This is a genomic window from Streptomyces sp. NRRL S-1813 (assembly GCF_000719605.1).
Taxonomy (GTDB): Bacteria; Actinomycetota; Actinomycetes; order Streptomycetales; family Streptomycetaceae; genus Streptomyces; species Streptomyces decoyicus.
Genome location: NZ_JOHB01000001.1, coordinates 387,916 through 408,944, shown reverse-complemented (window position 1 = coordinate 408,944; position 21,029 = coordinate 387,916). Strand labels below are relative to the sequence as shown.

Annotated in this window: 21 protein-coding genes; 12 read left to right on the top strand and 9 right to left on the bottom strand. The window is 71.2% G+C overall.

The window, feature by feature from the left end; all coding sequences use genetic code 11:
- Nucleotides 1-27: 27 nt before the first annotated feature.
- From IF67_RS0101925 to IF67_RS0101890, 8 genes are all read left to right on the top strand, one after another.
- Nucleotides 28-999, top strand: coding sequence for an SPFH domain-containing protein (locus IF67_RS0101925; RefSeq protein ID WP_030981431.1), 972 nt, complete (start codon nucleotides 28-30; stop codon nucleotides 997-999).
- The gene (locus tag IF67_RS0101920; RefSeq protein ID WP_030981430.1) at nucleotides 996-1,259 is read left to right on the top strand and encodes a hypothetical protein; all 264 of its coding nucleotides are present in this window, start codon (nucleotides 996-998) and stop codon (nucleotides 1,257-1,259) included. The genes IF67_RS0101925 and IF67_RS0101920 overlap by 4 nt, the downstream gene beginning before the upstream one ends.
- Before the next feature lie 222 nt (nucleotides 1,260-1,481).
- Nucleotides 1,482-2,006: a PadR family transcriptional regulator gene (locus IF67_RS0101915; RefSeq protein ID WP_030981429.1), complete on the top strand. Its 525-nt coding sequence runs from the start codon at nucleotides 1,482-1,484 to the stop codon at nucleotides 2,004-2,006.
- Complete coding sequence (locus IF67_RS0101910) at nucleotides 2,003-2,692, top strand: ABC transporter ATP-binding protein (protein WP_030981428.1); 690 nt, start codon at nucleotides 2,003-2,005, stop codon at nucleotides 2,690-2,692. Before IF67_RS0101915 ends, IF67_RS0101910 begins: the two co-directional genes overlap by 4 nt.
- Nucleotides 2,689-5,118, top strand: a complete 2,430-nt coding sequence (locus tag IF67_RS0101905) for an FtsX-like permease family protein (protein ID WP_030981427.1) — start codon at nucleotides 2,689-2,691, stop codon at nucleotides 5,116-5,118. Before IF67_RS0101910 ends, IF67_RS0101905 begins: the two co-directional genes overlap by 4 nt.
- Before the next feature lie 8 nt (nucleotides 5,119-5,126).
- Nucleotides 5,127-7,526, top strand: a complete 2,400-nt coding sequence (locus tag IF67_RS0101900; protein WP_030981425.1) for an FtsX-like permease family protein — start codon at nucleotides 5,127-5,129, stop codon at nucleotides 7,524-7,526.
- A gap of 58 nt (nucleotides 7,527-7,584) precedes the next feature.
- Complete coding sequence (locus IF67_RS0101895; protein WP_030981424.1) at nucleotides 7,585-8,184, top strand: dihydrofolate reductase family protein; 600 nt, start codon at nucleotides 7,585-7,587, stop codon at nucleotides 8,182-8,184.
- Between the two features lie 223 nt (nucleotides 8,185-8,407).
- A complete protein-coding gene (locus IF67_RS0101890) occupies nucleotides 8,408-9,007 on the top strand; it encodes a Uma2 family endonuclease (protein WP_030981423.1) in 600 nt (199 codons plus the stop codon).
- Nucleotides 9,008-9,010: 3 nt separating this feature from the next.
- On the opposite strand, the gene IF67_RS0101885 is transcribed toward IF67_RS0101890, so the two are convergent.
- Nucleotides 9,011-9,970 carry a hydrogen peroxide-inducible genes activator gene (locus IF67_RS0101885; RefSeq protein WP_051817479.1) on the bottom strand — a complete coding sequence of 320 codons (960 nt, stop codon included), beginning with the start codon at nucleotides 9,968-9,970 and terminating at the stop codon, nucleotides 9,011-9,013.
- Nucleotides 9,971-10,102: 132 nt separating this feature from the next.
- Between IF67_RS0101885 and IF67_RS0101880 the strand changes: the two genes are divergently transcribed.
- Nucleotides 10,103-10,657, top strand: coding sequence for a peroxiredoxin (locus tag IF67_RS0101880; protein ID WP_030084285.1), 555 nt, complete (start codon nucleotides 10,103-10,105; stop codon nucleotides 10,655-10,657).
- 32 nt (nucleotides 10,658-10,689) lie between these two features.
- Nucleotides 10,690-11,223 carry an alkyl hydroperoxide reductase gene (locus IF67_RS0101875; protein ID WP_030084287.1) on the top strand — a complete coding sequence of 178 codons (534 nt, stop codon included), beginning with the start codon at nucleotides 10,690-10,692 and terminating at the stop codon, nucleotides 11,221-11,223.
- Between the two features lie 82 nt (nucleotides 11,224-11,305).
- On the opposite strand, the gene IF67_RS0101870 is transcribed toward IF67_RS0101875, so the two are convergent.
- The 4 genes from IF67_RS0101870 to IF67_RS0101855 form a co-directional block, all read right to left on the bottom strand.
- A complete protein-coding gene (locus tag IF67_RS0101870) occupies nucleotides 11,306-12,847 on the bottom strand; it encodes an AI-2E family transporter (RefSeq protein WP_030981421.1) in 1,542 nt (513 codons plus the stop codon).
- Nucleotides 12,848-12,974: 127 nt separating this feature from the next.
- Entirely contained in the window at nucleotides 12,975-13,673 is a 699-nt protein-coding gene (locus IF67_RS0101865) for a transglycosylase SLT domain-containing protein (RefSeq protein WP_030981420.1), read from the bottom strand.
- Between the two features lie 403 nt (nucleotides 13,674-14,076).
- Nucleotides 14,077-15,399 (bottom strand): PhoH family protein, encoded by a 1,323-nt coding sequence (locus tag IF67_RS0101860; protein WP_030084292.1) that lies wholly within the window; start codon nucleotides 15,397-15,399, stop codon nucleotides 14,077-14,079.
- Nucleotides 15,400-15,951: 552 nt separating this feature from the next.
- Complete coding sequence (locus IF67_RS0101855; RefSeq protein ID WP_030981419.1) at nucleotides 15,952-16,731, bottom strand: isoprenyl transferase; 780 nt, start codon at nucleotides 16,729-16,731, stop codon at nucleotides 15,952-15,954.
- 140 nt (nucleotides 16,732-16,871) lie between these two features.
- Between IF67_RS0101855 and mgrA the strand changes: the two genes are divergently transcribed.
- Nucleotides 16,872-17,903 carry an L-glyceraldehyde 3-phosphate reductase gene (gene mgrA, locus IF67_RS0101850; RefSeq protein ID WP_030981418.1) on the top strand — a complete coding sequence of 344 codons (1,032 nt, stop codon included), beginning with the start codon at nucleotides 16,872-16,874 and terminating at the stop codon, nucleotides 17,901-17,903.
- Nucleotides 17,904-18,289: 386 nt separating this feature from the next.
- On the opposite strand, the gene IF67_RS0101845 is transcribed toward mgrA, so the two are convergent.
- Nucleotides 18,290-19,015: a prepilin peptidase gene (locus IF67_RS0101845; RefSeq protein WP_078889220.1), complete on the bottom strand. Its 726-nt coding sequence runs from the start codon at nucleotides 19,013-19,015 to the stop codon at nucleotides 18,290-18,292.
- 81 nt (nucleotides 19,016-19,096) lie between these two features.
- Between IF67_RS0101845 and IF67_RS0101840 the strand changes: the two genes are divergently transcribed.
- Nucleotides 19,097-19,450 (top strand): DUF192 domain-containing protein, encoded by a 354-nt coding sequence (locus IF67_RS0101840; RefSeq protein ID WP_030981416.1) that lies wholly within the window; start codon nucleotides 19,097-19,099, stop codon nucleotides 19,448-19,450.
- A gap of 33 nt (nucleotides 19,451-19,483) precedes the next feature.
- Here the strand turns inward: IF67_RS0101840 and IF67_RS0101835 are convergent, their stop codons facing one another.
- The 3 genes from IF67_RS0101835 to IF67_RS0101825 are packed head-to-tail and all read right to left on the bottom strand — an operon-like array spanning nucleotide 19,484 to nucleotide 21,016.
- Nucleotides 19,484-19,753 carry an MFS transporter gene (locus tag IF67_RS0101835; RefSeq protein WP_030981415.1) on the bottom strand — a complete coding sequence of 90 codons (270 nt, stop codon included), beginning with the start codon at nucleotides 19,751-19,753 and terminating at the stop codon, nucleotides 19,484-19,486.
- A gap of 35 nt (nucleotides 19,754-19,788) precedes the next feature.
- Nucleotides 19,789-20,421 carry an OmpA family protein gene (locus IF67_RS0101830; protein WP_051817477.1) on the bottom strand — a complete coding sequence of 211 codons (633 nt, stop codon included), beginning with the start codon at nucleotides 20,419-20,421 and terminating at the stop codon, nucleotides 19,789-19,791.
- Between the two features lie 10 nt (nucleotides 20,422-20,431).
- Entirely contained in the window at nucleotides 20,432-21,016 is a 585-nt protein-coding gene (locus IF67_RS0101825; RefSeq protein WP_030981413.1) for a hypothetical protein, read from the bottom strand.
- Nucleotides 21,017-21,029: the final 13 nt, after the last annotated feature.

Here is a 21,029-nt window from a genome sequence, read left to right as displayed (position 1 = left end):
TGCCGTACAGGGAGAAACGGGGATCCCATGTCCGATCAGACACCGTCCGACCGGAGCGCCGGCCCCGGCGAGGACCTCGCCGTGGACGCTCCCGAGATGCCCCGCCCGCAGGTCCGCGAGGTCCCGGCGCACAGCATTCCGGGCGGCCTCGCCCTGCTGCTGAGCGTGCTCGGGGTGGCGCTGGGCATCGCCGTGATCATCGTCGGCGGCATACTCGGCGACGGCGGCGACAAGGCGGCCGGAGTGCCGATGATCATCGCCGGCGTCCTGCTGCTGCTCGGCTCCTTCTTCTGCATGACCGGCGTGAAGATGGTCGCGCCCGGCGAGGCCCGGGTCATCCAGCTCTTCGGGCGGTACGTCGGCACCATCCGCACCGACGGTCTGCGCTGGGTCAACCCGCTCACCAGCGCCCGGAAGATCTCCACCCGGGTGCGCAACCACGAGACCGCGGTCCTCAAGGTCAACGACGCCTACGGCAACCCGATCGAGCTGGCCTCGATCGTGGTCTGGAAGGTCGAGGACACCGCCCAGGCGCTCTTCGAGGTCGACGACTTCCTTGAGTTCGTCGCCACCCAGACCGAGGCGGCCGTCCGGCACATCGCGATCGAGTACCCCTATGACGCCCACGACGAGAACGCCCTCTCGCTGCGCGGCAACGCCGAGGAGATCACCGAGAAGCTCGCCCTCGAACTGACCGCACGGGTCCAGGCCGCCGGCGTACGGATCATCGAGTCCCGCTTCAGCCACCTCGCCTACGCCCCCGAGATCGCCTCCGCGATGCTTCAGCGGCAGCAGGCCGGCGCGGTGGTCGCGGCCCGCCAGCAGATCGTCGAGGGCGCGGTCGGCATGGTCGAGCAGGCGCTGGACCGGATCAGCCAGCAGGGCATCGTCGAGCTGGACGAGGAGCGGAAGGCGGCCATGGTCAGCAATCTGATGGTGGTGCTGTGCGGCGACCGGGCCGCCCAGCCGGTCCTGAACACGGGCTCCCTCTACCAGTGAGCACCGAACCCGAGGGGCCCGGCGCCGAGCGCGAGCGGGCCCCCGCGCGACGGCCGCAGCAGCGCAAGCAGGTGCTGCTGCGGCTGGACCCGTTGATCCACGACGCGCTGGCCCGGTGGGCCGACGACGAGCTGCGCAGCGCCAACGCACAGATCGAGTTCCTGCTCCGCAAGGCCCTGTCCGAGGCGGGCCGGCTGCCCCGGGGAGCGGGGGCGATTCCGCGGCGGGGGCGGCCGCCGAAGGAACAGAAGGACGACTAGACACTCGATCTATACATAGTGCGGACATGCCTCCTGTGGAGTGCGCGGCATGACCCCGGCCCGGCACGCCGCCCGCAGGCCCCACGGGGCGGCGCCCCTGCCCGCACTCCGCGAGGCCCGCCCATGGCCTCCGCCGCAACCACACCCGGCGCCGGCACCGTGCTGTACCGCTATACAGCACGCGTATACACCAGCAACACACCCACGAGTAAGGTGGTCCGCATGTCAATCGGTCATACGCTGCTGGGCCTCCTGGAGTCCGGCCCCCGCCATGGCTACGACCTCAAGCGGGCCTTCGACGAACACTTCGGCCAGGACCGCCCGCTGCACTACGGGCAGGTCTACTCCACGATGTCCCGGCTGCTGAAGAACGGCCTGGTCGAGGTGGACGCCGTGGAGGCCGACGCCGGTCCGGAGCGCAAGCGGTATGCGATCACGGACGCCGGGATCACGGACGTCGCCCAGTGGCTGGCCCGCCCGGAGAAGCCCGAGCCGTACCTCCAGTCGACGCTCTACACCAAGATCGTCCTGGCCCTGATGACCGACCGCAACGCCGCCGAACTGCTGGACACCCAGCGCGCCGAACATCTGCGGCTGATGCGCGGGCTGACCGAGCGCAAGCGCACCGGCGACCTCGCCGACCAGCTGATCTGCGACCACGCCCTCTTCCACCTCGAAGCCGATCTGCGCTGGCTGGAGCTGACCGCCGCCCGGCTCGACAAGCTGGCGGAGGCGGTCCGCGTATGACGCCGGAGGGGTCCCTGCTCGCGGCGGAGGGGCTGCACAAGACCTACGGGGCGACACCGGCGCTGGACGGCGCGGAGTTCTCCATCCACCCGGGTGAGGTCGTCGCCGTCATGGGCCCGTCCGGCTCCGGCAAATCGACCCTGCTGCACTGCCTCGCCGGGATCATCAGCCCGGACTCCGGAACCGTCCGCTACGGTCCGCACACGCTCACCGCGCTGAACGACGCCCAGCGCAGCGCCCTGCGCCGTACCGACTTCGGCTTCGTCTTCCAATTCGGCCAGCTGGTACCGGAGTTGACCGCCCTGGAGAATGTCGCCCTGCCGCTGCGGCTGAACGGCACCAAGCGCAAGGAGGCCGAGCGCCAGGCCCGCGAGTGGCTGGAGCGGCTGGAGGTCGAGAAGGTGCAGGGGCAGCGGCCCGGCGAGATATCCGGCGGCCAGGGCCAGCGGATCGCGGTCGCCCGCGCCCTCGCCACCCGGCCGCGGGTCGTCTTCGCGGACGAGCCCACCGGCGCCCTGGACTCGCTCAACGGCGAACGCGTCCTGACCCTGCTGACCAACGCCGCCCGCGACACCAACGCCGCGGTCGTCCTGGTCACCCACGAGGCCCGGGTCGCCGCCTACTCCGACCGCGAGATCGTCGTCCGCGACGGCAAAGTGAAGGACATGCTGGCGGGCTTGATATGAGCCTGCTGCGCTCGCCCACCGGCCGCGGCCGTGGTGGCGAGGGCACACCGGCCGCTCCCGCGCCCCGGGACCCGATCGCCGCCGCGCGCACCGGCCCCGTGGCCTGGGCCCGTGACCTCGCGATGGGGATGCGGTTCGCGGCGGGCGGCGGCCGCGAGGGCTGGATCCGTACGGCACTGACCGCCGCCGGCGTGGCCCTGGGCGTCGCCGTGCTGCTGCTCTGCTCGTCGGTACCGCCCCTGCTGGACTCCTGGCACGGCCGGGAGAAGGCCCGCGAGAACCTGGGCCAGACCCACGCTCCCCCGCCCTCCGACCGCACCGTGCTCTACACCTCGGCCGACACCACCTTCCGCGGTGCGCCGATCCGCGGCCGCCTGGTCCGCCCCGACGGCGCGCATCCGCCCGTGCCGCCGGGCATCGGCCATCTCCCCGGCCCCGGACGGATGCTGGTCTCCCCGGCCCTCAAAAAGCTGCTGGCCTCCCCCGACGGTGCGCTGCTGCGCGGCCGGCTGGACTACGAGGTGGCCGGTGTGATCGGCGACGACGGTCTGAGCGGCCCGCAGGAGCTCACCTACCTCGCGCAGCGCGCCACGCTCAAGGCTCCCGATGCCTATCGCATCGACCATTTCGGCAAGAACTGGCAACCGCCGCCGATGCGGGCGCCCGTCGTCCTCCTCGTGATCATGACGTGTGTGGCGCTGATGACGCCCATGATGGTCTTCATCGGCACCTCCGTACGGTTCGGCAACGAGCGCCGGGAACGCCGGCTGGCCGCGCTCCGGCTGGTCGGCGCCGATGTCCGGACGACCCGCCGGATCGCCTCCGGTGAAGTGCTGTGCGGTTCGCTGCTGGGGCTGCTGGCGGGCGGGGCGCTGTTCCTGGGCGCCCGGCAGTTCGCTTCGGTGGTCACCCTGTGGGGCGTCAATGTCTTCCCCTCGGACGTGGCCCCCGCCCCGCTCGCCGCGGCGCTGGTCGCCGTGCTCGTGCCGACGGCGGCGGTCGTGGTGACACTGTTCGCGCAGCGGGGCGTCACCGTCGAGCCGCTGGGCATCGTCCGCTTTAACCGGCCCACGGTCCGCCGCCGGCTGTGGTGGCGGGTGGCGCTGCCCGCCGTGGGCGCTCTGCTGCTGGTGCCGCTGGCCCGGACGCAGCCGTGGCGCGACACCCCGCTCAACACCTTCCGGCTCGCGACCGGCTCGATGCTGCTGCTGTTCGGCGTCACCGTCCTGCTGCCCTGGCTGGTGGACGCGGTGGTCGGCCGGCTGCGCGGCGGCCCGGTCCCCTGGCAACTCGCCGTCCGCCGCCTCCAGTTGAGCAGCGGCTCGGCCACCCGCGCGGTCAGCGGCATCACCGTCGCGGTGGCCGGCGCGATCGCCATCCATATGCTCATGACCGGTATGCAGGCCGGCTACGCCCAGGCGTACGCGGAGTCCGGCAAGCTCCCGCGGATCGGCCTGTGGGGCAACGCAGAGGGCTGGCCGCAGACCCAGCGGGCACTCACCGCGCTGCGCGCCACCCCGGGGGTGACGGCGGTCCGCGGCACGATCGACGCGAACATCGGCCGGCTGCCGGCCGCCGGGCCCTCCCCGGCCGGTGCACCGAACTCGACGATCGCCGTGGCCGACTGCACCGAGCTGCGCAAACTGGCCCGTCTGGACTCCTGCCGGGACGGCGAGGTGTTCCTCACCGATGCCCCGCGCCGGGACCCCGCCCTCACGCCCGGGGCGCGGATCAGCCTCAACCCCCCGTACGCCACCGAAGTTCCGCAGACACCGCACCCCTGGACGATCCCCGCGGCGGCCCGCGGTGTCCGGCTGCTCGACCACGGACGCGGCCCCGACCGCGTCCCGTACCACCTGCTGGCCACACCGTCCGCGGTCGACACCGGCCGGTTCAGCCACCCCACCACGGAGATCAAGATCGATTTCGATCGCGGCACCCCGGACGCCGTGGAGCACATCCGCAACACCGTGGCCCATATCGACCCGACGATGAACGAGTTCTCCGCCCTCGACAATCCGCATGACGAGCAGTACTCCAGCGTCCGCGACGGCCTGTTCGCCGGCGCCGCCCTCACCCTGCTGCTGATCGGCTCGGGCCTGATCATCTCCACCGTCGAGCAGCTCCACGAGCGCCGCCGGCTGCTGTCCGCCCTCGACGCGTACGGCACCCGCCGCGCCACCCTGGGCTGGTCGGTGCTGTGGCAGACCGCCCTCCCGGTCGCGCTCGGCCTGGGCCTGGCGCTGGGCTGCGGGCTGACGCTGGGGGCGCTGCTGCTGACGATGATCGACAGCACGGTGACGGTCGACTGGCCGGTGGTAGCGGGGATCACCGGCATCGGCGGCGGAATGATCCTCTTGGTGACGCTGCTGAGCCTGCCGCCGCTGTGGCGGATGATGCGGCCCGACGGGCTGCGGACGGAGTGAGCACGCCGATGCCCGGTACGTCCCGTCCGGCCCGGGGCGCGGCCGTCCGCCGCTGGGCTGCCGACCTCGCCATGGGTGCCCGGTTCGCCGTCACCGGCGGCCGCGAGGGCTGGATCCGTACGGCGCTGACCGCGCTCGGCGTCGGCCTGGGCGTCGCCGTGCTGCTGCTGGCGACGGCCGTCCCGAACATATGGAACGCCGCCATGGACCGGCAGCGGGCCCGCACCGTCGTACCCGCCGCGGAGGGGACCGGGCCCTCGGACCGGACCCTGCTCACCGCCCCGTCCGGCAGTACCTACCGCGACCGGCCGGTGTACGGCCGGATCCTGGCGGCCGAGGGGCCCCGCGCGCCCGTACCGCCGGGCCTGTCCCGGCTGCCGGGGCCCGGCGAAATGGCCGTCTCCCCCGCCCTGTCGGACCTGCTGTCCGCCCCCGAGGGCGCACTGCTCAAGAAGCGCTTCCCGCATCTGCGGATCACCGCCACGATCGGCGACTCCGGGCTCATGTACCGCGGTGAACTCCTCTTCTACCGAGGCAGCGACGACCTGCGGCGGCCCGGCGACGGCGTCGAGCGGATCACCGCCTTCGGCGACCGCGGGGACCCGTTCCGGGCCAGTCCCCTGGTGGTGCTGGTCATCATCGTGAGCTGTGTCGCGCTGCTGGCTCCCGTCGCCGTCTTCATCGCGACCGCGGTGCGCTTCGGCGGGGAGCGCCGCGACCAGCGGCTGGCCGCGCTGCGGCTGGTCGGCGCCGACCGGGCCGCCACCCGGCGGATCGCCGCCGGCGAGGCGCTGGCCGGTGCGCTGTTCGGGCTGCTCACCGGCGCCGCGATCTTCCTGGCCGGCCGCATTCCGCTCTCCGGCATCTCCCTTCTCGAAATCGGCGTGTTCCCTTCCGATGTGGCGCCCGATGCCGTGCTCGCCGGATGCGTCGCGCTGGCCGTCCCGCTCTGTGCGGTCGGCGTCACCCTGGTCACCATGCGGCGGGTCACCGTCGAGCCGCTGGGCGTCACCCGCACGGCTCCGCCGTCGCGCCGCCGGCTGTGGTGGCGGCTGCTGCTGCCGGTCGCCGGAGCGGCGCTGCTGCTGCCGCAGGCGGTCTTCGGGCTGGGCGGCGGCGACGCCGCCAACGCCCAGGTGATCCTCGGTGTCGCGCTGCTTCTGCTGGGCGTGGCGGCGCTGCTGCCGTGGCTGGTGGACGCCGTGGTGGCCCGCCTGGACGGCGCGGGCCCCGGCGGCCCGTCCTGGCACCTTGCGGTGCGGCGCCTCCAGTTGAGCAGCACCGCGGCCGGCCGTTCGGTCAGCGGGATCACCGTCGCGGTGGCCGGCGCCCTCGCCGTACAGCTGCTGCTGACCGGCGCCCAGAGCCCCGACGAGCAGCCACGCGGCCCCGCATGGACCGTCGTCGACGCGCGCGACGACACGGTGCCCGCCGCCCGTGCCCCGGAAATGTACGCCCGGCTGCGCGCGGCCGTGGGTGTCCGCGCGGCGCACACCGTGGTCTCCGGCTACGCGGACTCCGCCCGCCACCACCAGACCCAGGCGCATACCGCGCCCGGCGGGGGCGACGACCCCGAGCCGTATCCGGTGGCCGTCGCCGACTGCGCCACCCTGCGCCAACTCGCCGATATCGGCGCCTGTTCCCAGGGCAGTGTCTTCCTCGTCAAGGACCCCGAAGGCCCTTCCCACCCGCGCCAGGGCGAGCGGCTGGCCCTCGACCCGGTCGGCAGCCGCAGCGACCACCGGGCACCCGCCCTCTGGTCCGTCCCGCGCACCGCCCGCACCGCCACCGCCAAGCCCTCCGGACTCAGGCCCGCCTTCCTCACCCCCGGCCTGCTCGCCACCCCGGAGGCCCTGCCCCCCACGCTGCTGCGCCACCCCCACGTCACCGTCCTGCTACGGCTCGACCCGCACACCCCGGACGCGATCGAATACGTCCGCAACACGGCCGCCGCGATCTCCCCGCAGATCGGCTTCACCACCTTCGGCGTCGGCGGCATCACCGACATCGACACCCTCGACTCCGCCCGCCACGGCCTGACCGCCTGCGCCGCCGCCGTGCTGCTGCTGATCGGCTGCGGCCTGCTGATCACCGCCCTGGAGCAACTCCGCGACCGCGCCCGAGTGTTGTCCGCCCTGGACGCCCTCGGCACCCCGCGCGCCGTGCTGGGCCGCTCGGTCCTGTGGCAGACGGCCGTCCCGGTGGCCCTCGGCCTGGCGCTGGCGCTCGGCTGCGGACTGGCCCTCGGCTCGCTGCTCCTCCACATGGCCAACCGCCCCTTGCAGGCCGACTGGTGGGGCATCCTCGTCCTCACCGGCACCGCGGCGGTCGTCGTCCTCGGCGTCACCGTCCTCTCCCTGCCGCTGCTGTGGCGCCTGATGCGCCCGGATGGGCTGCGTGCGGAATGAATCTGCGAGATCATTTCGCACGCAGCAGTGCCCACCAACTGCCCAAGGGGGACCCTTCATGCGCCGGCTCGTCTACGGCATCGCCTCCACGCTCGACGGCTTCCTCGCCGGCCCTGACGGCACGGACCCCACGGGCCCGGACGGCTTCTGGCCGATCGCCGACGACTACCTCAAGCATCTGGCCGCCGAACTCCCGGAGGTCCTCCCCGTCCACGCCCGGTCGGCACTGGGCATCACGGACGAGGGCACCCGCTTCGACACCGTCCTGGAAGGCCGCCGCACCTACGAGATCGGCCTCCGGGCCGGCCTCACCGACGCCTACCCCCACCTGCGGCACCTCGTCTTCTCCCGGACCATGGAGCAGAGCCCGGACCCGGCGGTGGAGCTGGTGGCCACCGACCCGGTGGCGAAGGTACGCGAGCTGAAGCGCACGGACGGCAAGGACATCTGGCTGCTGGGCGGCAGCGCACTCGCCGGGGCGCTCTACCCGGAGATCGACCAGCTGCTCCTCAAGCTCAGCCCGCTCACCCTCGGCACCGGCCTCCCCCTCTTCTCCCGGGACACCGCCTTCGACCCCCGCACCTGGGAACTCACCGAGCACACGGTCCTCCAGAGCGGCGCGGCCTTCCTGACATACGACCGGGGCGTCGCGGTCTGAGACAGCCGCGCATCCCCGCCCCGGCGAGCGAATCACTCCCGTAGCCCCGCGGCGCACAGGCCGGACGGGAGGTCGCAGCAGCCTTCGAAGCGGCCCCGGCCCTGCTGCGCCCGAGGGCCCCGTGTCGAGCGATCCACGAACGGAGGAACGTGGTCGTACGAGACGTGTGCGGGTGCCCCTGCCTACGATGATGGCCTCGATACCAGCCATCAGGAGGCACTACATGTCTGCCGCAGCAGTCGAGCACCCTCATGACGGCAAGCTGCCCAGCCTGCTCGAGGTGGCCGCACAGCTCACCGAGAAGCTCCCTGGCTACCGCATCGAGATCATCGGGGGAGACCTCACCGTGACGCCGCCCGCCGACGGCCCGCACGCCGATTCGCTGACCGACCTCATCTTCGCTTTCGCTGCTGCGCACGGAGCGGAGACACGAGTGGCTCAGGCCATGGGCGTATGGCTCCCCGACGGCCCCGAGGACTACGCCATCCCCGACCTCGCCGTCGTCGACGCCGACTACCGCGATCACCTCGTGGCGGACAACTGCTACGACCCGGTTGTCTTCCGGATGGTGCTGGAAGTGACGTCTTCCAACTACGCCACCGACCTCAAGACGAAGGTCGCCGCGTACGCGATCGCCAAGATCCCGGTCTACGTCATCGTCGACCGCAAGAAGGACCGCATCCACACCCTGACCGACCCGTTCGCCAACGAATACCGCAACCACAGCGTCCACGCCCCCGGCCAACGCGTCACCCTCCCCGATTCCATCGGCGCCGAGATCACACTCGACGTCGAGGCAATCCTCTCGGTCGCCCGCCCCTGACCCTCACCCCCCGGCCATCCGCACCGGCAGCCCCCGCAGCGCCCCGCGCAGGGCGCCCGCGAACTCCTGGAACTCCTCCTGGCGGGCGGCGCCCGTCCGCATGGCGAGGGCGATCCTCCGCGAGGGTGCCGGGTCGGCGAAGTAGCCGGTCGTGAGCTGGTCGTTGCGGCCGGTTTCGACGCGTAGTGCGGTGCGTGGCAGCAGGGTGACGCCGAGTCCGCCGGCCACCAGCTGCACCAGGGTGGACAGGCCCGCCGCGCTGGTCGTCACGGGGGTGTTCTCGTCCCGGCCGGCCTCCCGGCAGATGTCCAGGGCCTGGTCCCGCAGGCAGTGGCCCTCGTCGAGCAGCAGCAGGTCCAGTTCCTGGAGCGCCTGGCGCGGGATGTCGCCGCGGCCGCCGAGCCAGTGCTCCTTGGGGGCGACCAGCACGAAGTCCTCGTCGAAGAGCGGGAGTTCGGTGACCTGGGGGACGCCCAGGGGCACGGCGAGCAGGAGCAGGTCGAGGCGTCCGTGGGACAGACCCTCCAGGAGGGAGGCGGTCTGTTCCTCGTGCACCTGGAGGTCCAGGTCGGGGTAGGTCTCATGGACCAGCCGCAGTACGGCGGGCAGCAGATACGGGGCGACGGTCGGGATGACGCCGAGCCGCAGCACGCCCGTGAACGGCGCACGGGCCGCCTCCGCCTCCTCCAGCAGATCGCCGACGGCCTCCAGGACCGTCCGGGCCCGGGCGGCCAGCCGCTCCCCCGCGGGCGACAGCAGCACCTTGCGCGTCGTACGCTCCAGCAGTTGCACTCCGAGGGTCTCCTCCAGCGCGGAGACCGCCCCGGACAGCGCCGGCTGGCTCATCCCGATCTCGGCCGCCGCCTCGCGGAAATGCAGATGCTCGGCCACCGCCGCGAACGCCCGCAGCTGGGCCAGGCTGGGCTGGCGGGGCCTGCCGCCCTGACTCGCCGGTGAAGCCACTGATAACCACCTCCGATCAACATCAACCAGTCTAGCTATTTCCCTGATCAATGCCTGCTGTGCCACTGTGTAACCCGTCCAAGCCTCAAGGAAAGTCCCCAAAAGGGACTTTCTGCGCAACAAGGAGAGTACGTGCTCACTGTCGGTGACAAGTTCCCCGAGTTCGACCTGACCGCCTGCGTTTCGCTGGAGCAGGGCCAGGAGTTCGAGCAGATCAACCACAAGACCTACGAGGGCAAGTGGAAGATCGTCTTTGCGTGGCCCAAGGACTTCACCTTCGTGTGCCCCACCGAGATCGCCGCCTTCGGCAAGCTGAACGACGAGTTCGCCGACCGTGACGCCCAGGTCCTCGGCTTCTCCGGCGACTCCGAGTTCGTGCACCACGCCTGGCGCAAGGACCACCCGGACCTGACCGACCTGCCCTTCCCCATGCTCGCCGACTCGAAGCACGAGCTCATGCGCGACCTGGGCATCGAGGGCGAGGACGGCTTCGCGCAGCGCGCCGTCTTCATCGTCGACCAGAACAACGAGATCCAGTTCACCATGGTGACCGCCGGTTCCGTCGGCCGTAACCCCAAGGAGGTCCTGCGGGTCCTCGACGCTCTTCAGACCGACGAGCTGTGCCCCTGCAACTGGTCCAAGGGCGACGAGACCCTCGACCCGGTCGCGCTTCTCTCGGGCGAGTAATTCTCCGCTAGCGAACTGGAGGCTGATCTGACATGGCTCTCGACGAACTCAAGTCCGCCGTACCGGACTACGCCAAGGACCTGAAGCTGAACCTCGGCTCGGTCATCGGCAACAGCGACCTGCCGCAGCAGCAGCTGTGGGGCACCGTGCTGGCCTGCGCGATCGCCTCGCGCTCGCCGAAGGTGCTGCGCGAGCTGGAGCCGGAGGCGAAGGCGAACCTCTCCCCCGAGGCCTACGCCGCCGCCAAGTCGGCCGCCGCCATCATGGCGATGAACAACGTCTTCTACCGGACCCGGCACCTGCTGTCGGACCCGGAGTACGGCAACCTGCGCGCCGGTCTGCGGATGAACGTCATCGGCAACCCGGGCGTGGACAAGGTCGACTTCGAGCTGTGGTCGCTGGCCGTCTCGGCCATCAACGGCTGCGGCATGTGCCTCGACTCGCACGAGCAGGTGCTCCGTAAGGCCGGTGTGGACCGCGAGACGATCCAGGAGGCCGTCAAGATCGCGTCGGTCCTCCAGGCCGTCGGCGCCACTCTGGACGCCGAGGCCGCGCTCGCCGAGTAATTCACGGCACGCGCGACGCACACCGACAGAACCCCGCAGACAGGATGTCTGCGGGGTTCTGTGTGTCCAGGAGCCGGTGGGACTACGCCGGGGGCTCCTCGGTCCGGCGCGGCACCCGGGGCGGGGTCGGCGCCACCGAGATCGCGGTGGCACCGCGCGGGGCCACCGACATCCGCAGCGCCTGCTCCTTGGAGTACGAACGGAGGTAGCCGACCACCGTGTTGGTGACCGCCACCAAGGGCACCGCGACGACCGCACCGCCGATGCCCGCGATCAGCCCGCCCGCGGCGACCGACAGGATCACCGCCAGCGGATGGACCCGGACCGCCCGGCCCAGGATGAACGGCTGGAGGACGTGGCCCTCGATCTGCTGGACGGCCAGCACGACCGCCAGCACCATCAGGGCCGTGAACACCCCGTTGGCGACCAGGGCGATGACACACGCCAGCGCGCCCGAGACCACCGCGCCGACCAGCGGGATGAAGGCGAACAGGAAGATGAAGACGGCGAGCGGGACGGCCAGCGGCACATTGAGGAAGTAGAGGCCGATACCGATGAAGATGGCGTCGATCAGGGCGACGACGACCGTGCCGCGCACATAGGCGGTCAGCGTCCGCCAGGCCCGCGGCCCGGCGCCCGCCACTCCCTCGCGGGCCGCGCCCGGGACCAGGTTGAGCAGCCAGTTCCAGATCCGCCGGCCGTCGTAGAGCAGGAAGAGCGTGGTGAACATCGCCAGCAGGATGCCGGTGAACACCTCGAGGACGACGGTGACGCCTTCCAGGCCGACCGAGGTGATCGCCTCGGTGTTGGCGCCGACCGCGTCCTGGAGGTTCTTGGCGATGTGGTTGATCTGAGACTCGGTCACATGGAACGGGCTCTTCAGCAGCCAGCCCTTGAGCTCGGTGATGCCCTCCTGGATGCGGCTGGAGACCGAGTCGATGTTGTCCTGGACCTGCCAGACCACGAACCATCCGACCAGGCCCATGACGACGAACCCGCCGATGAAGGTCAGCGCGGTGGCCGGCCCGCGCGGCAGCCCGCGCTGGCGCAGCCACGCCACCGTCGGCTGGAGCAGCGCGGTGATCAGCGTCGCCGCGATGAAGGCCAGCACGACCAGTTCGATGGTGGTGATGACCCGGGCGAGCACCCAGAGCGTGGCGGCCAGCACCAGCAGCCGCCAGCCCGCCTCGGCGGCGACCCGTACACCCCACGGCACCGCGTCGACCGGGTCCGGGCGGGCCGCGACGGCGGGCGCGTAGGAGGGTGGCGGGGGAACGTTCTCCGGCGGTACGGCGGACGGGGGCGGCGGCGAGGGGAGTTCCGTCGCGGGGTGCGGTACCCCGTCCTTCGCTTCCGGCAGTTGCGTACGGGGGACGGTGAGCGTGCCCGACGCACCGTCGCGCGCCGGAGCGTCGTCTGCCGAGCCAACGGCCGCGGGGGCGTCCGCGTGCCCGGCACGCCTCAGCTCATCCGGGTCGCCGGCCTCCCCCGAGGAGCCCGACGGACTCCCTCCCGGGGAGACCTCCACCGCGGCTTCCGCACGGCGGCGTTGTTCCTCCAGCCGCTGCGAGAGCCGGGTCAGACCGGCACCGAGGCCGCCGACCCACTGAGGCAATCTGGACATGTGCCTTCCTCTTCCCCTCCCACGCGCCACAACCTGACGGGCACGACGTTACCTGCGCCGGACGCGCGAAACCCCCGACGCTGCCGCGTTCGGGGGTTTCGGAAGTGCGGTGGTACTGCCGGCGGGCCTAGTACCAGCTGTTGGCCTGCCAGAACGACCAGGCACCACAGGGGCTGTCGTAGCGTTCGTTCATGTAGTTCAGCCCCCACTTGATCTGGGTGGCCGGGTTGGTCTGCCAGTCGGAGCCCGCGGAGGACATCTTGGAGCCGGGCAGCGCCTGGACGAGGCCGTAGGCACCCGAGCCGGCGTTGGTGGCCTTGTAGTTCCAGCCGGACTCGTGGTCCACGATGTTGCTGAAGCACTGGAACTGGTCGCCGGCCATCATCTGCTGCGCGATGGCCTTCGTCTCGGCAATGGTGTACGAGCTCTTGCCGACGAGGTCGCCCAGGTCGCGCGAGGAGGAGCGGGACGCGGCCAGCTTCTTGTCCCGCGCCTCGGCTTCCTTCTCGGCCTTTGCCTCGTCCGCCGCGTGCTTCTTGCTCTGCGCGGTCTCAGCGGCAGCCTTACGAGCCGACTCCTGAGCGGACTTCAGCGCTGCCGTGTCCGCCTGGGTGGACTGGTCGTCCGCCTGCTGCGTCAGGGAAGCCGTCTGCACCTGGGCCTGTGCGCCCGCGGGGATGTCGGCGATCGTCGCGTCGGCAGCTGCGGCCTCGGTGTTGCCGACCGAGGCAGGCTCGTTGCCCGCAGCGACGCCGACCACGGCGCCGACGGTGGTGACCGCGGTGGCGGATGCCACGGCGAATCCCCGGACCGAGATCCGGCTCACACGTTTTCCTTCCAGCACCGCCCGCATAGGTGACCTCGCGGGCGCAATCGTGCCCCTGACGCTGGCCTCCCCTTGTTCCGGGCCCTGTTGCGGCGGGTCCGGCTGGTCACGGGAGGCACTGGCCCGGTACGTCCCCCTCGGGGTCCGCGTGGTGCTCGGGCGGCATACGGCGCATCGCTATGAAGTTCGTTGGTTCTACGCACCGCTGGGGGTGCTTGATGCCGTATGCGGGGCCTGACAGGACCCAGACTCTGCCCGACCGGGACGCCGGGAGGCAATTCCCCACTGGGTGTGAAAGCTCACACCTCGTTTACGGCAAATGATTTTCGGATATCCACTCGCAGCACAACGCCGCCCGGCTAAGCTCCTTCGCTTTGCCGGGCGGCGACGTGTTCACAACCGGTCAGATCCGGCCTTCCTCCAGCATTTCGGTCACCAGCGCCGCGATCGGCGAACGCTCGGAACGGTTCAGCGTGACGTGGGCGAACAGCGGGTGCCCCTTCAGCTTCTCGACGACCGCGACCACGCCGTCGTACCGCCCGACCCGGAGGTTGTCGCGCTGCGCGACGTCATGCGTCAGCACGACCCGGGAGTTGGCGCCGATACGGGACAGAACCGTCAAAAGGACGTTCCGCTCCAGCGACTGGGCCTCGTCCACGATGACGAACGCGTCGTGCAGCGACCGCCCGCGGATATGGGTCAGCGGCAGCACCTCCAACATGCCGCGCCCCACCACCTCTTCGATGACGTCCTTGGTGGTCACCGCGGACAGCGTGTCGAAGACGGCCTGGGCCCAGGGGCTCATCTTCTCCGCCTCGCTGCCCGGCAGATAGCCCAGCTCCTGCCCGCCGACGGCATACAGCGGGCGGAACACCATCACCTTGCGGTGCTGCCGGCGCTCCAATACGGCCTCCAGGCCCGCACACAGCGCCAGTGCCGACTTGCCCGTACCGGCCCGGCCGCCCATCGAGACGATGCCGACGTCCGGGTCGAGCAGCAGATCCAGCGCGATCCGCTGTTCGGCGCTGCGGCCGTGGATCCCGAAGACCTCCCGGTCACCCCGCACCAGCCGGACCGCACCGTCCGCGGTGACCCGGCCCAGCGCCTTGCCGCGCTCGGACTGGAGCACAAGTCCGGTATGCACCGGAAGTTCGGAAACTTCCGGTACGTGCGCGGTCTCGGCGGCGAACAGACCGTCGATCTGTTCGGCGGAGAGGGTCAGCTCGGCCATCCCCGTCCAGCCGGAATCGGTGATCGCCAGCTCGGCGCGGTACTCCTCGGCCAGCAGCCCGACCGAGGACGCCTTGATGCGCAGCGGCAGATCCTTGGAGACGACCGTGACGTCGTACCCCTCGGCCTGGAGATTGCGCGCCACCGCGAGGATCCGCGAGTCGTTGTCGCCGAGCCGGAAGCCGGCGGGCAGGATCCCGGGGTCGGAGTGGTTCAGTTCGACCCGGAGCGACCCGCCGAGATCCCCGATGGGGATGGGCGAGTCCAGCCGCCCGAACTGCACCCGGTACTCGTCCAGCAGGCGCAGCGCCTGCCGCGCGAAGTAGCCGAGCTCGGGATGGTGCCGTTTGGCCTCCAGTTCCGTGACCACCACGACCGGCAGCACGACTTCGTGCTCGTCGAAGCGGGCCATGGCTCCTGGATCCGCCAGCAGGACACTGGTGTCGAGTACATAAGTGCGCCGGTCGTGCTCACGGCGCTGCTTGATGTTCACCACGGGTGGACGAACCCCCTCGGATGAGGTTGGGGTGCGACGGCGTCGCGGGGCGGTGTTCTCCCGGGGCCACCGCTTTCCCAGCTACCGCTGGGCGGCGTCCCCGGGACCCCCGGCCATCTAGTGACCGGACCGGGCTCGGACCACAATGCGCGGGCCGAACGCCGGCCCTCCGCGTCGACCGTGCGGTGCGCACGGACCTCCGTGATGTGCAAAGGGCCTCCCGGGCGGACGACCCCATGCCGTCCGCTGAGATGCGGCGCCCGATGGCTTGTTCCGGACGCCGACCTGGAAGGGATATTCCCTCGAACCCCCGTAGCCATGCCACGGCATATGACGCACGGCCGATGAACCTTGGGTTACGTGTGCTCGCCGAGCGACGGCGGCGCCAAGGTGGTACGCGAGGGGATGCTGCGTCAGAAGAGGCCCCGCCAGCGGCACATGGGCCGGCGGGGCCTGGTGACGCCCCGCGACACAGGGGACGTCAAGGACTTCAGGGGAGGTAACGGCTGTACGGGGCGTAACTAACGCGCCTGGCGGTACGGGGCGAGGTCCCTAGAAGCCGTAGCGCCGGTGCCGGGCGGCGTAGTCGCGCAGGGCACGCAGGAAGTCGACCTTCCGGAACGCCGGCCAGAAGACTTCACAGAAGTAGTACTCCGAATGGGCGCTCTGCCACAGCATGAAGCCCGACAGCCGCTGCTCACCGCTGGTCCGGATCACCAGGTCCGGGTCGGGCTGGCCGCGGGTGTAGAGGTGCTCGGAGATCAGGTCGATGTCGACGATCTCGGCGAGCTCCTCGAAGGAGGTGCCGCGCTCGGCGTGGTCCAGCAGCAGCGAGCGCACCGCGTCGGCGATCTCCTGGCGGCCGCCGTAGCCAATCGCGACATTCACCATTACGCCGGTGTTGTCGCGGGTGGCCTGCTCGGACTCCTTGAGCACCTGCTGGGTGGCGGTCGGCAGCAGATCGCGGTTGCCGACGTGGTGGACCCGCCAGCGGCCGTCGGCGGCCAGGTCCCGGACGGTGTTCTCGATGATGCCCAGCAGCGGCTTCAGCTCGGCCTCGGGCCGGTCGAGGTTGTCCGTCGACAGCAGCCAGAGCGTGACCACCTCGACATCGGTCTCCTCGCACCAGCCGAGCAGCTCACTGATCTTGGCCGCACCGGCCTGGTGGCCCTGCTCTGTCGTCCGCCCGTCGGCCCGCGCCCAGCGCCGGTTGCCGTCCAGGATGACGCCGACGTGCTTGGGCACCTGGGTGTGATCCAGGCGACCCTCCACCCTGCGCGCATACAGCCGATAGGCCAGATTGCGCAGTGCAGGCGGATACGGGATGCGCATCCCGGAAGATCGCAGCATGTGTGGTCCAGCCCCTCCGTGCCAATGGCGGTCGCCCCGTCGCCTCAAGTGGGCAACTTTACTTCTCAGCTGTGACGACAGCCCAATCAGGTAGGTCACAAGTACGTGATAGGGAGATGAGCATGACTGGCACCGACTACCGCGCAGCGGATTCCCGCTACGACTCGATGAAGTACCGCCGAACGGGTCGCAGCGGACTCAAACTCCCCGCCATCTCCCTTGGACTCTGGCACAACTTCGGTGATGACCGCACCCTGAGCTCCCAGCGAGACATCCTGCGCCGCGCCTTCGACATGGGTGTGACCCACTTCGATCTGGCCAACAACTACGGCCCGCCCCCCGGGTCCGCCGAGCTGAACTTCGGAAAGATCTTCGCGCAGGACTTCCGCGGCTACCGCGACGAGATGATTCTGTCGACGAAGGCCGGATATCTGATGCACCCCGGCCCCTACGGCGAATGGGGTTCGCGGAAATATCTCCTCTCGTCGTTGGATGCCTCACTGAAGCGGATGGGTGTCGATTACGTCGATATCTTCTACTCGCACCGTTTCGATCCGGAGACCCCGCTCGAGGAGACGATGGGCGCCCTGGCCTCCGCCGTCCAGCAGGGCAAGGCGCTGTATGCCGGGGTTTCCTCCTACAACGCCGAGCAGACCCGTGAGGCGGCCGGAATCCTGCGCGCCATGGGTGTCCCCGCGCTGATCCACCAGCCCTCGTACTCGATGATCAACCGCTGGACCGAGGACGATCTGCTGCTGGACACCCTCGAAGCCGAGGGCATGGGCTGCATCTCTTTTGCGCCACTTGCGCAGGGGATGCTCACGGACAAGTACCTGCACGGGATCCCCGAGGGCTCGCGCGCCTCGCTGGGCAAGTCCCTGGACCCGGGCCTGCTGTCCGACGAGGTCGTACGCCGCCTCCGCGGCCTCCACGACATCGCCGCCCGCCGCGGCCAGTCGCTGGCCCAGCTCGCCCTGGGCTGGGTGCTGCGCGACGACCGGATGACCTCCGCCCTGATCGGCGCCAGCAGCGTCGCCCAGCTGGAGGCCAATATCGCCGCCCTCGACGCGCCCGCGATCACGGACGCCGAGCTCGCCGAGATCGACGAGTTCGCGAAGACGACGGACGGCGTGAACATCTGGGCGCGGCGCTAGGGCCTGATCCGAACGACAGGCCCTCGGGGTGTCTTCCCCCTGGCCGGTCGCCCCTGGCCCGTCCGACGGGCTCCGGCGCCTGCCGGACGGTCCCGTCGGCCATGCGCCGCCGGTGCGCGCACGAGCGGGTGCCGACAAAAAAGCGGGCCGGTCCGTGGGGGGGATACGGACCGGCCCGAGGGGGGGTTTCCACCATAACCCCGCGGGGGCGATGCTTCGTGCACCGGCGCGCGCGGCGGCGTGGCTCGGGCTCTCCCGGGGCCGGAAGCGGGGGAAGCGCCTGCGGAAGGAATCCCTCCGGTGGGGGTGTCCGGCCCGGTCGGGCGAGTCCCCACCGGGTGCGTCGCCCCGTGTACGGCGGGGCCGCCCGGCGCGGGGGGCCGCGTTCAGGCGGCCGCGGCGGCGCCCAGGAGCAGCCCGCAGAAGGCACCGAGGATCATGAAGGGCCCGAGCGGCATGGCCGTCTTCCGCGCGCCGGGGCGGACGAGCATCAGCCCCGCACCGTAGAGCGCGCCCAGCAGCACCCCCGCCGCGCCTCCGGTGACCAGGGTGCGCCAGCCGTACCACCCGAGGGCCACCCCGAGCCCGACCGCCAGCTTGACGTCGCCCAGGCCGATCCCCCGCGGGTTGACGACATAGAGCAGGAGGTAGCCCGCGCCGAGGACCAGGCCGCCCAGCAGGGCCCGCCGCCACGCCCCGGTCTCCCCCGTGAGCCAGCCGCCGAGCCCCAGCAGCGCCGCCACCACCACGGCGAGCGGCAGCGTCAGCTCGTCCGGGAGGCGCCGGACCCGCCAGTCGACGGCCACCAGCAGCACCGCGGCCGGTGTCGTCACCAGCCAGGCGACGAGTTCCGGCCGTGGCCCGGTGGCCGCCGCCAGGGCCGCACAGGCCAGCGCGGTGGCCGCCGCCGTCGGCAGCACACCCGGCCCGTACGCCCCACAGTCCGGACAGCGTCCCCGCCCCAGCCAGCCCCGCGCCACCCCCGTGATCGCATGCCCCTGGGGGCAGACCGCGCGCCACTCCTCCTCGGGCTCGACGGCCATCCGGTGGGCGGGCCGCGGTATGAGCAGCCCGGCCGCTGCTCCGTAGACGGCGGCGAGAACCATCAGCATCACTGACACGCGTCGACCCTAGGGCGTCCGGCTCCGGGCCACCGGCGGATGAGGAGCGCGGGAGCTGATACAACGCTGTGCATGGCGCGTTGGGAGAACGGCCCGGGGGTCCTGTACGGGACGGATGCCGGTATTCCGGTGGAGATCGCGGCGTCCTACCGCGCCCGCACCCGGGGTTTGCTGGGCCGCGAGGGCATCGAGGGGGCGCTGTTGCTGACCCCGGCGAGCAGTGTGCACACCTTCCGGATGCGGTTCGCGATCGATGTCGCCTATCTGAGCCGGGACTTCACGGTGCTGGCCGTACGCACCATGCGTCCGGGGCGGCTGGGGCTCCCCCGCCCGCGCGCCCGGCACGTCCTGGAGGCGGAGGCCGGCGCGATGGCGCGCTGGGGCCTGCGCCCCGGCCTCCGCCTCGGTGTCGAACCCGCCCGCTGACTGACCGGTGTCCCGCGGCGCCCGGACGGCGGCCTACACGGCGGCGTACGCGGGGCGTTCGACGGCGGGCACGTCGTCCCGCCCCTTCCGCCGCTCCAGTGCCGCCGCCCACCCCGTGGCCGCCAGGGCGAGCACGCCGGTGCCGGCACCGACCCAGGCCACCGAGGTGAAGCCGAGGCCCGCGTCGATGGTGAGACCGCCCAGCATCGGGGTGAGGGTGATCCCGACGTTGAAGGCGGAGGTGTTCAGGGCTCCGGCCAGCATCGGCGCCCCGGGGGCGAGGCGGAACACCCGTGCCTGCACGACCGGAGATCGACTGGTCCAATACTGTGCCCGGGTCACGAGGAGCGCGGGAAGCTGACCTCGACCCGGCGGTTCTTCTTGCGGCCCGCCTCGGTGCCGTTGTCGGCGATCGGGTACTGCTCGCCGTAGCCGCGGATCTGGAAGCTGACGGACGAGCCGAGGTCCTTGGCCAGCTCCTGCTGGACGGCGTTGGCCCGCTTCTTGGACAGGACCAGGCCGTGGCCGGCCGAGCCGAGGTTGTCGGTGAAGCCGAAGACCCGCAGTTTGGTGGCGTTCTGCTTCTTGATCTCCGTCGCGATGCTGCCGATGCGGGACAGCGCGTCCCCCGACAGCTCGGCACTGTCCTTGCCGAAGAGGACCTCGGCCTGGAGCGCGAAGGTCACATTGTCATTGGTGTCCTGCCGCCGCTCGGAGCCGTCGTCGGTCTCGACGATGGACTTGATGTTGAGGACCTTGGACGGGGCGAGTTCGGCGCCCTGGACCATCCGCAGATCGGGGTCCTTCGGGTCGATGCGCACCGGGGGGCTGGAGTCCTCGGTCAGGCCCGGCGGATCGGCATGGGCGGCAGGGACCGTCAGCGCCGCGGTCAGCAGCAGGGCGGCGGCGGTGAGGGCGGTACGGGGCGCTCGGCGCGCGCGGCGTCCTCGGGGCATCTGGGTCGCGGTCATCGGTGCCCGCTCAATCCGTGATCTGCACGCTGGCCGGGGGCAGGGTCGGCAACTGGAAGTCGACCTCGGTCACCTTGGCCGGCGGCGCCGGGAACTGGGCGAAGATCGGGCGGCTGGCTCCCGGCATCAGGCCGCTGAGACCGGTCGTGCACAGACACTCGCCGTTGGTGTCGCGCAGCACCAGATACCGCTTCTTGCCGGCCTTGTCGACGAGGGTGGCTCCGGAGATGGAGGAACGGGACCGCAGATCGGTCTCGTTGGAGCGCCAGTCGATGGCGTTGAAGGCGCGGGTGCCGCGGTTGGCCACCGTGCCGTTGACGGTGACGAAGCCGCCGGAGTCACGGACGACGGAGTGCAGGGTCACCACCACGCCGTCCGGCCCCTTCATTTCGCCGATCACCTTGTCGGAGTCGGCCGCCGGGCTGCCGGGGCCGCTGTCCTTGGGGGCGGTGCTGCGGGCCGGCGGCTTGTTGCCGTCCGTCGCCTCGGCACCGCCCTCACCACCACCACAGCCGGCCACAACGAGAGCCAGGCCGACAGCGCTCGCCATGGCGACCGCTCCCCTGGCGGCCTTCGTGGTGCGCCGAATGCTCATGGGATGCGATTCC

What these genes read in the sequence shown, in the direction of transcription:
- IF67_RS0101925 (WP_030981431.1), top strand. Translation starts at nt 28, where the DNA reads ATGTCCGATCAGACACCGTCCGACCGGAGCGCCGGCCCCGGCGAGGAC.
- IF67_RS0101915 (WP_030981429.1), top strand. Translation starts at nt 1,482, where the DNA reads ATGTCAATCGGTCATACGCTGCTGGGCCTCCTGGAGTCCGGCCCCCGC.
- IF67_RS0101910 (WP_030981428.1), top strand. Translation starts at nt 2,003, where the DNA reads ATGACGCCGGAGGGGTCCCTGCTCGCGGCGGAGGGGCTGCACAAGACC.
- IF67_RS0101905 (WP_030981427.1), top strand. Translation starts at nt 2,689, where the DNA reads ATGAGCCTGCTGCGCTCGCCCACCGGCCGCGGCCGTGGTGGCGAGGGC.
- IF67_RS0101900 (WP_030981425.1), top strand. Translation starts at nt 5,127, where the DNA reads ATGCCCGGTACGTCCCGTCCGGCCCGGGGCGCGGCCGTCCGCCGCTGG.
- IF67_RS0101895 (WP_030981424.1), top strand. Translation starts at nt 7,585, where the DNA reads ATGCGCCGGCTCGTCTACGGCATCGCCTCCACGCTCGACGGCTTCCTC.
- IF67_RS0101890 (WP_030981423.1), top strand. Translation starts at nt 8,408, where the DNA reads ATGTCTGCCGCAGCAGTCGAGCACCCTCATGACGGCAAGCTGCCCAGC.
- IF67_RS0101875 (WP_030084287.1), top strand. Translation starts at nt 10,690, where the DNA reads ATGGCTCTCGACGAACTCAAGTCCGCCGTACCGGACTACGCCAAGGAC.
- IF67_RS0101870 (WP_030981421.1), bottom strand. Translation starts at nt 12,847, where the DNA reads ATGTCCAGATTGCCTCAGTGGGTCGGCGGCCTCGGTGCCGGTCTGACC.
- IF67_RS0101855 (WP_030981419.1), bottom strand. Translation starts at nt 16,731, where the DNA reads ATGCGCATCCCGTATCCGCCTGCACTGCGCAATCTGGCCTATCGGCTG.
- mgrA (WP_030981418.1), top strand. Translation starts at nt 16,872, where the DNA reads ATGACTGGCACCGACTACCGCGCAGCGGATTCCCGCTACGACTCGATG.
- IF67_RS0101845 (WP_078889220.1), bottom strand. Translation starts at nt 19,015, where the DNA reads ATGCTGATGGTTCTCGCCGCCGTCTACGGAGCAGCGGCCGGGCTGCTC.
- IF67_RS0101840 (WP_030981416.1), top strand. Translation starts at nt 19,097, where the DNA reads ATGGCGCGTTGGGAGAACGGCCCGGGGGTCCTGTACGGGACGGATGCC.
- IF67_RS0101830 (WP_051817477.1), bottom strand. Translation starts at nt 20,421, where the DNA reads ATGACCGCGACCCAGATGCCCCGAGGACGCCGCGCGCGCCGAGCGCCC.
- IF67_RS0101825 (WP_030981413.1), bottom strand. Translation starts at nt 21,016, where the DNA reads ATGAGCATTCGGCGCACCACGAAGGCCGCCAGGGGAGCGGTCGCCATG.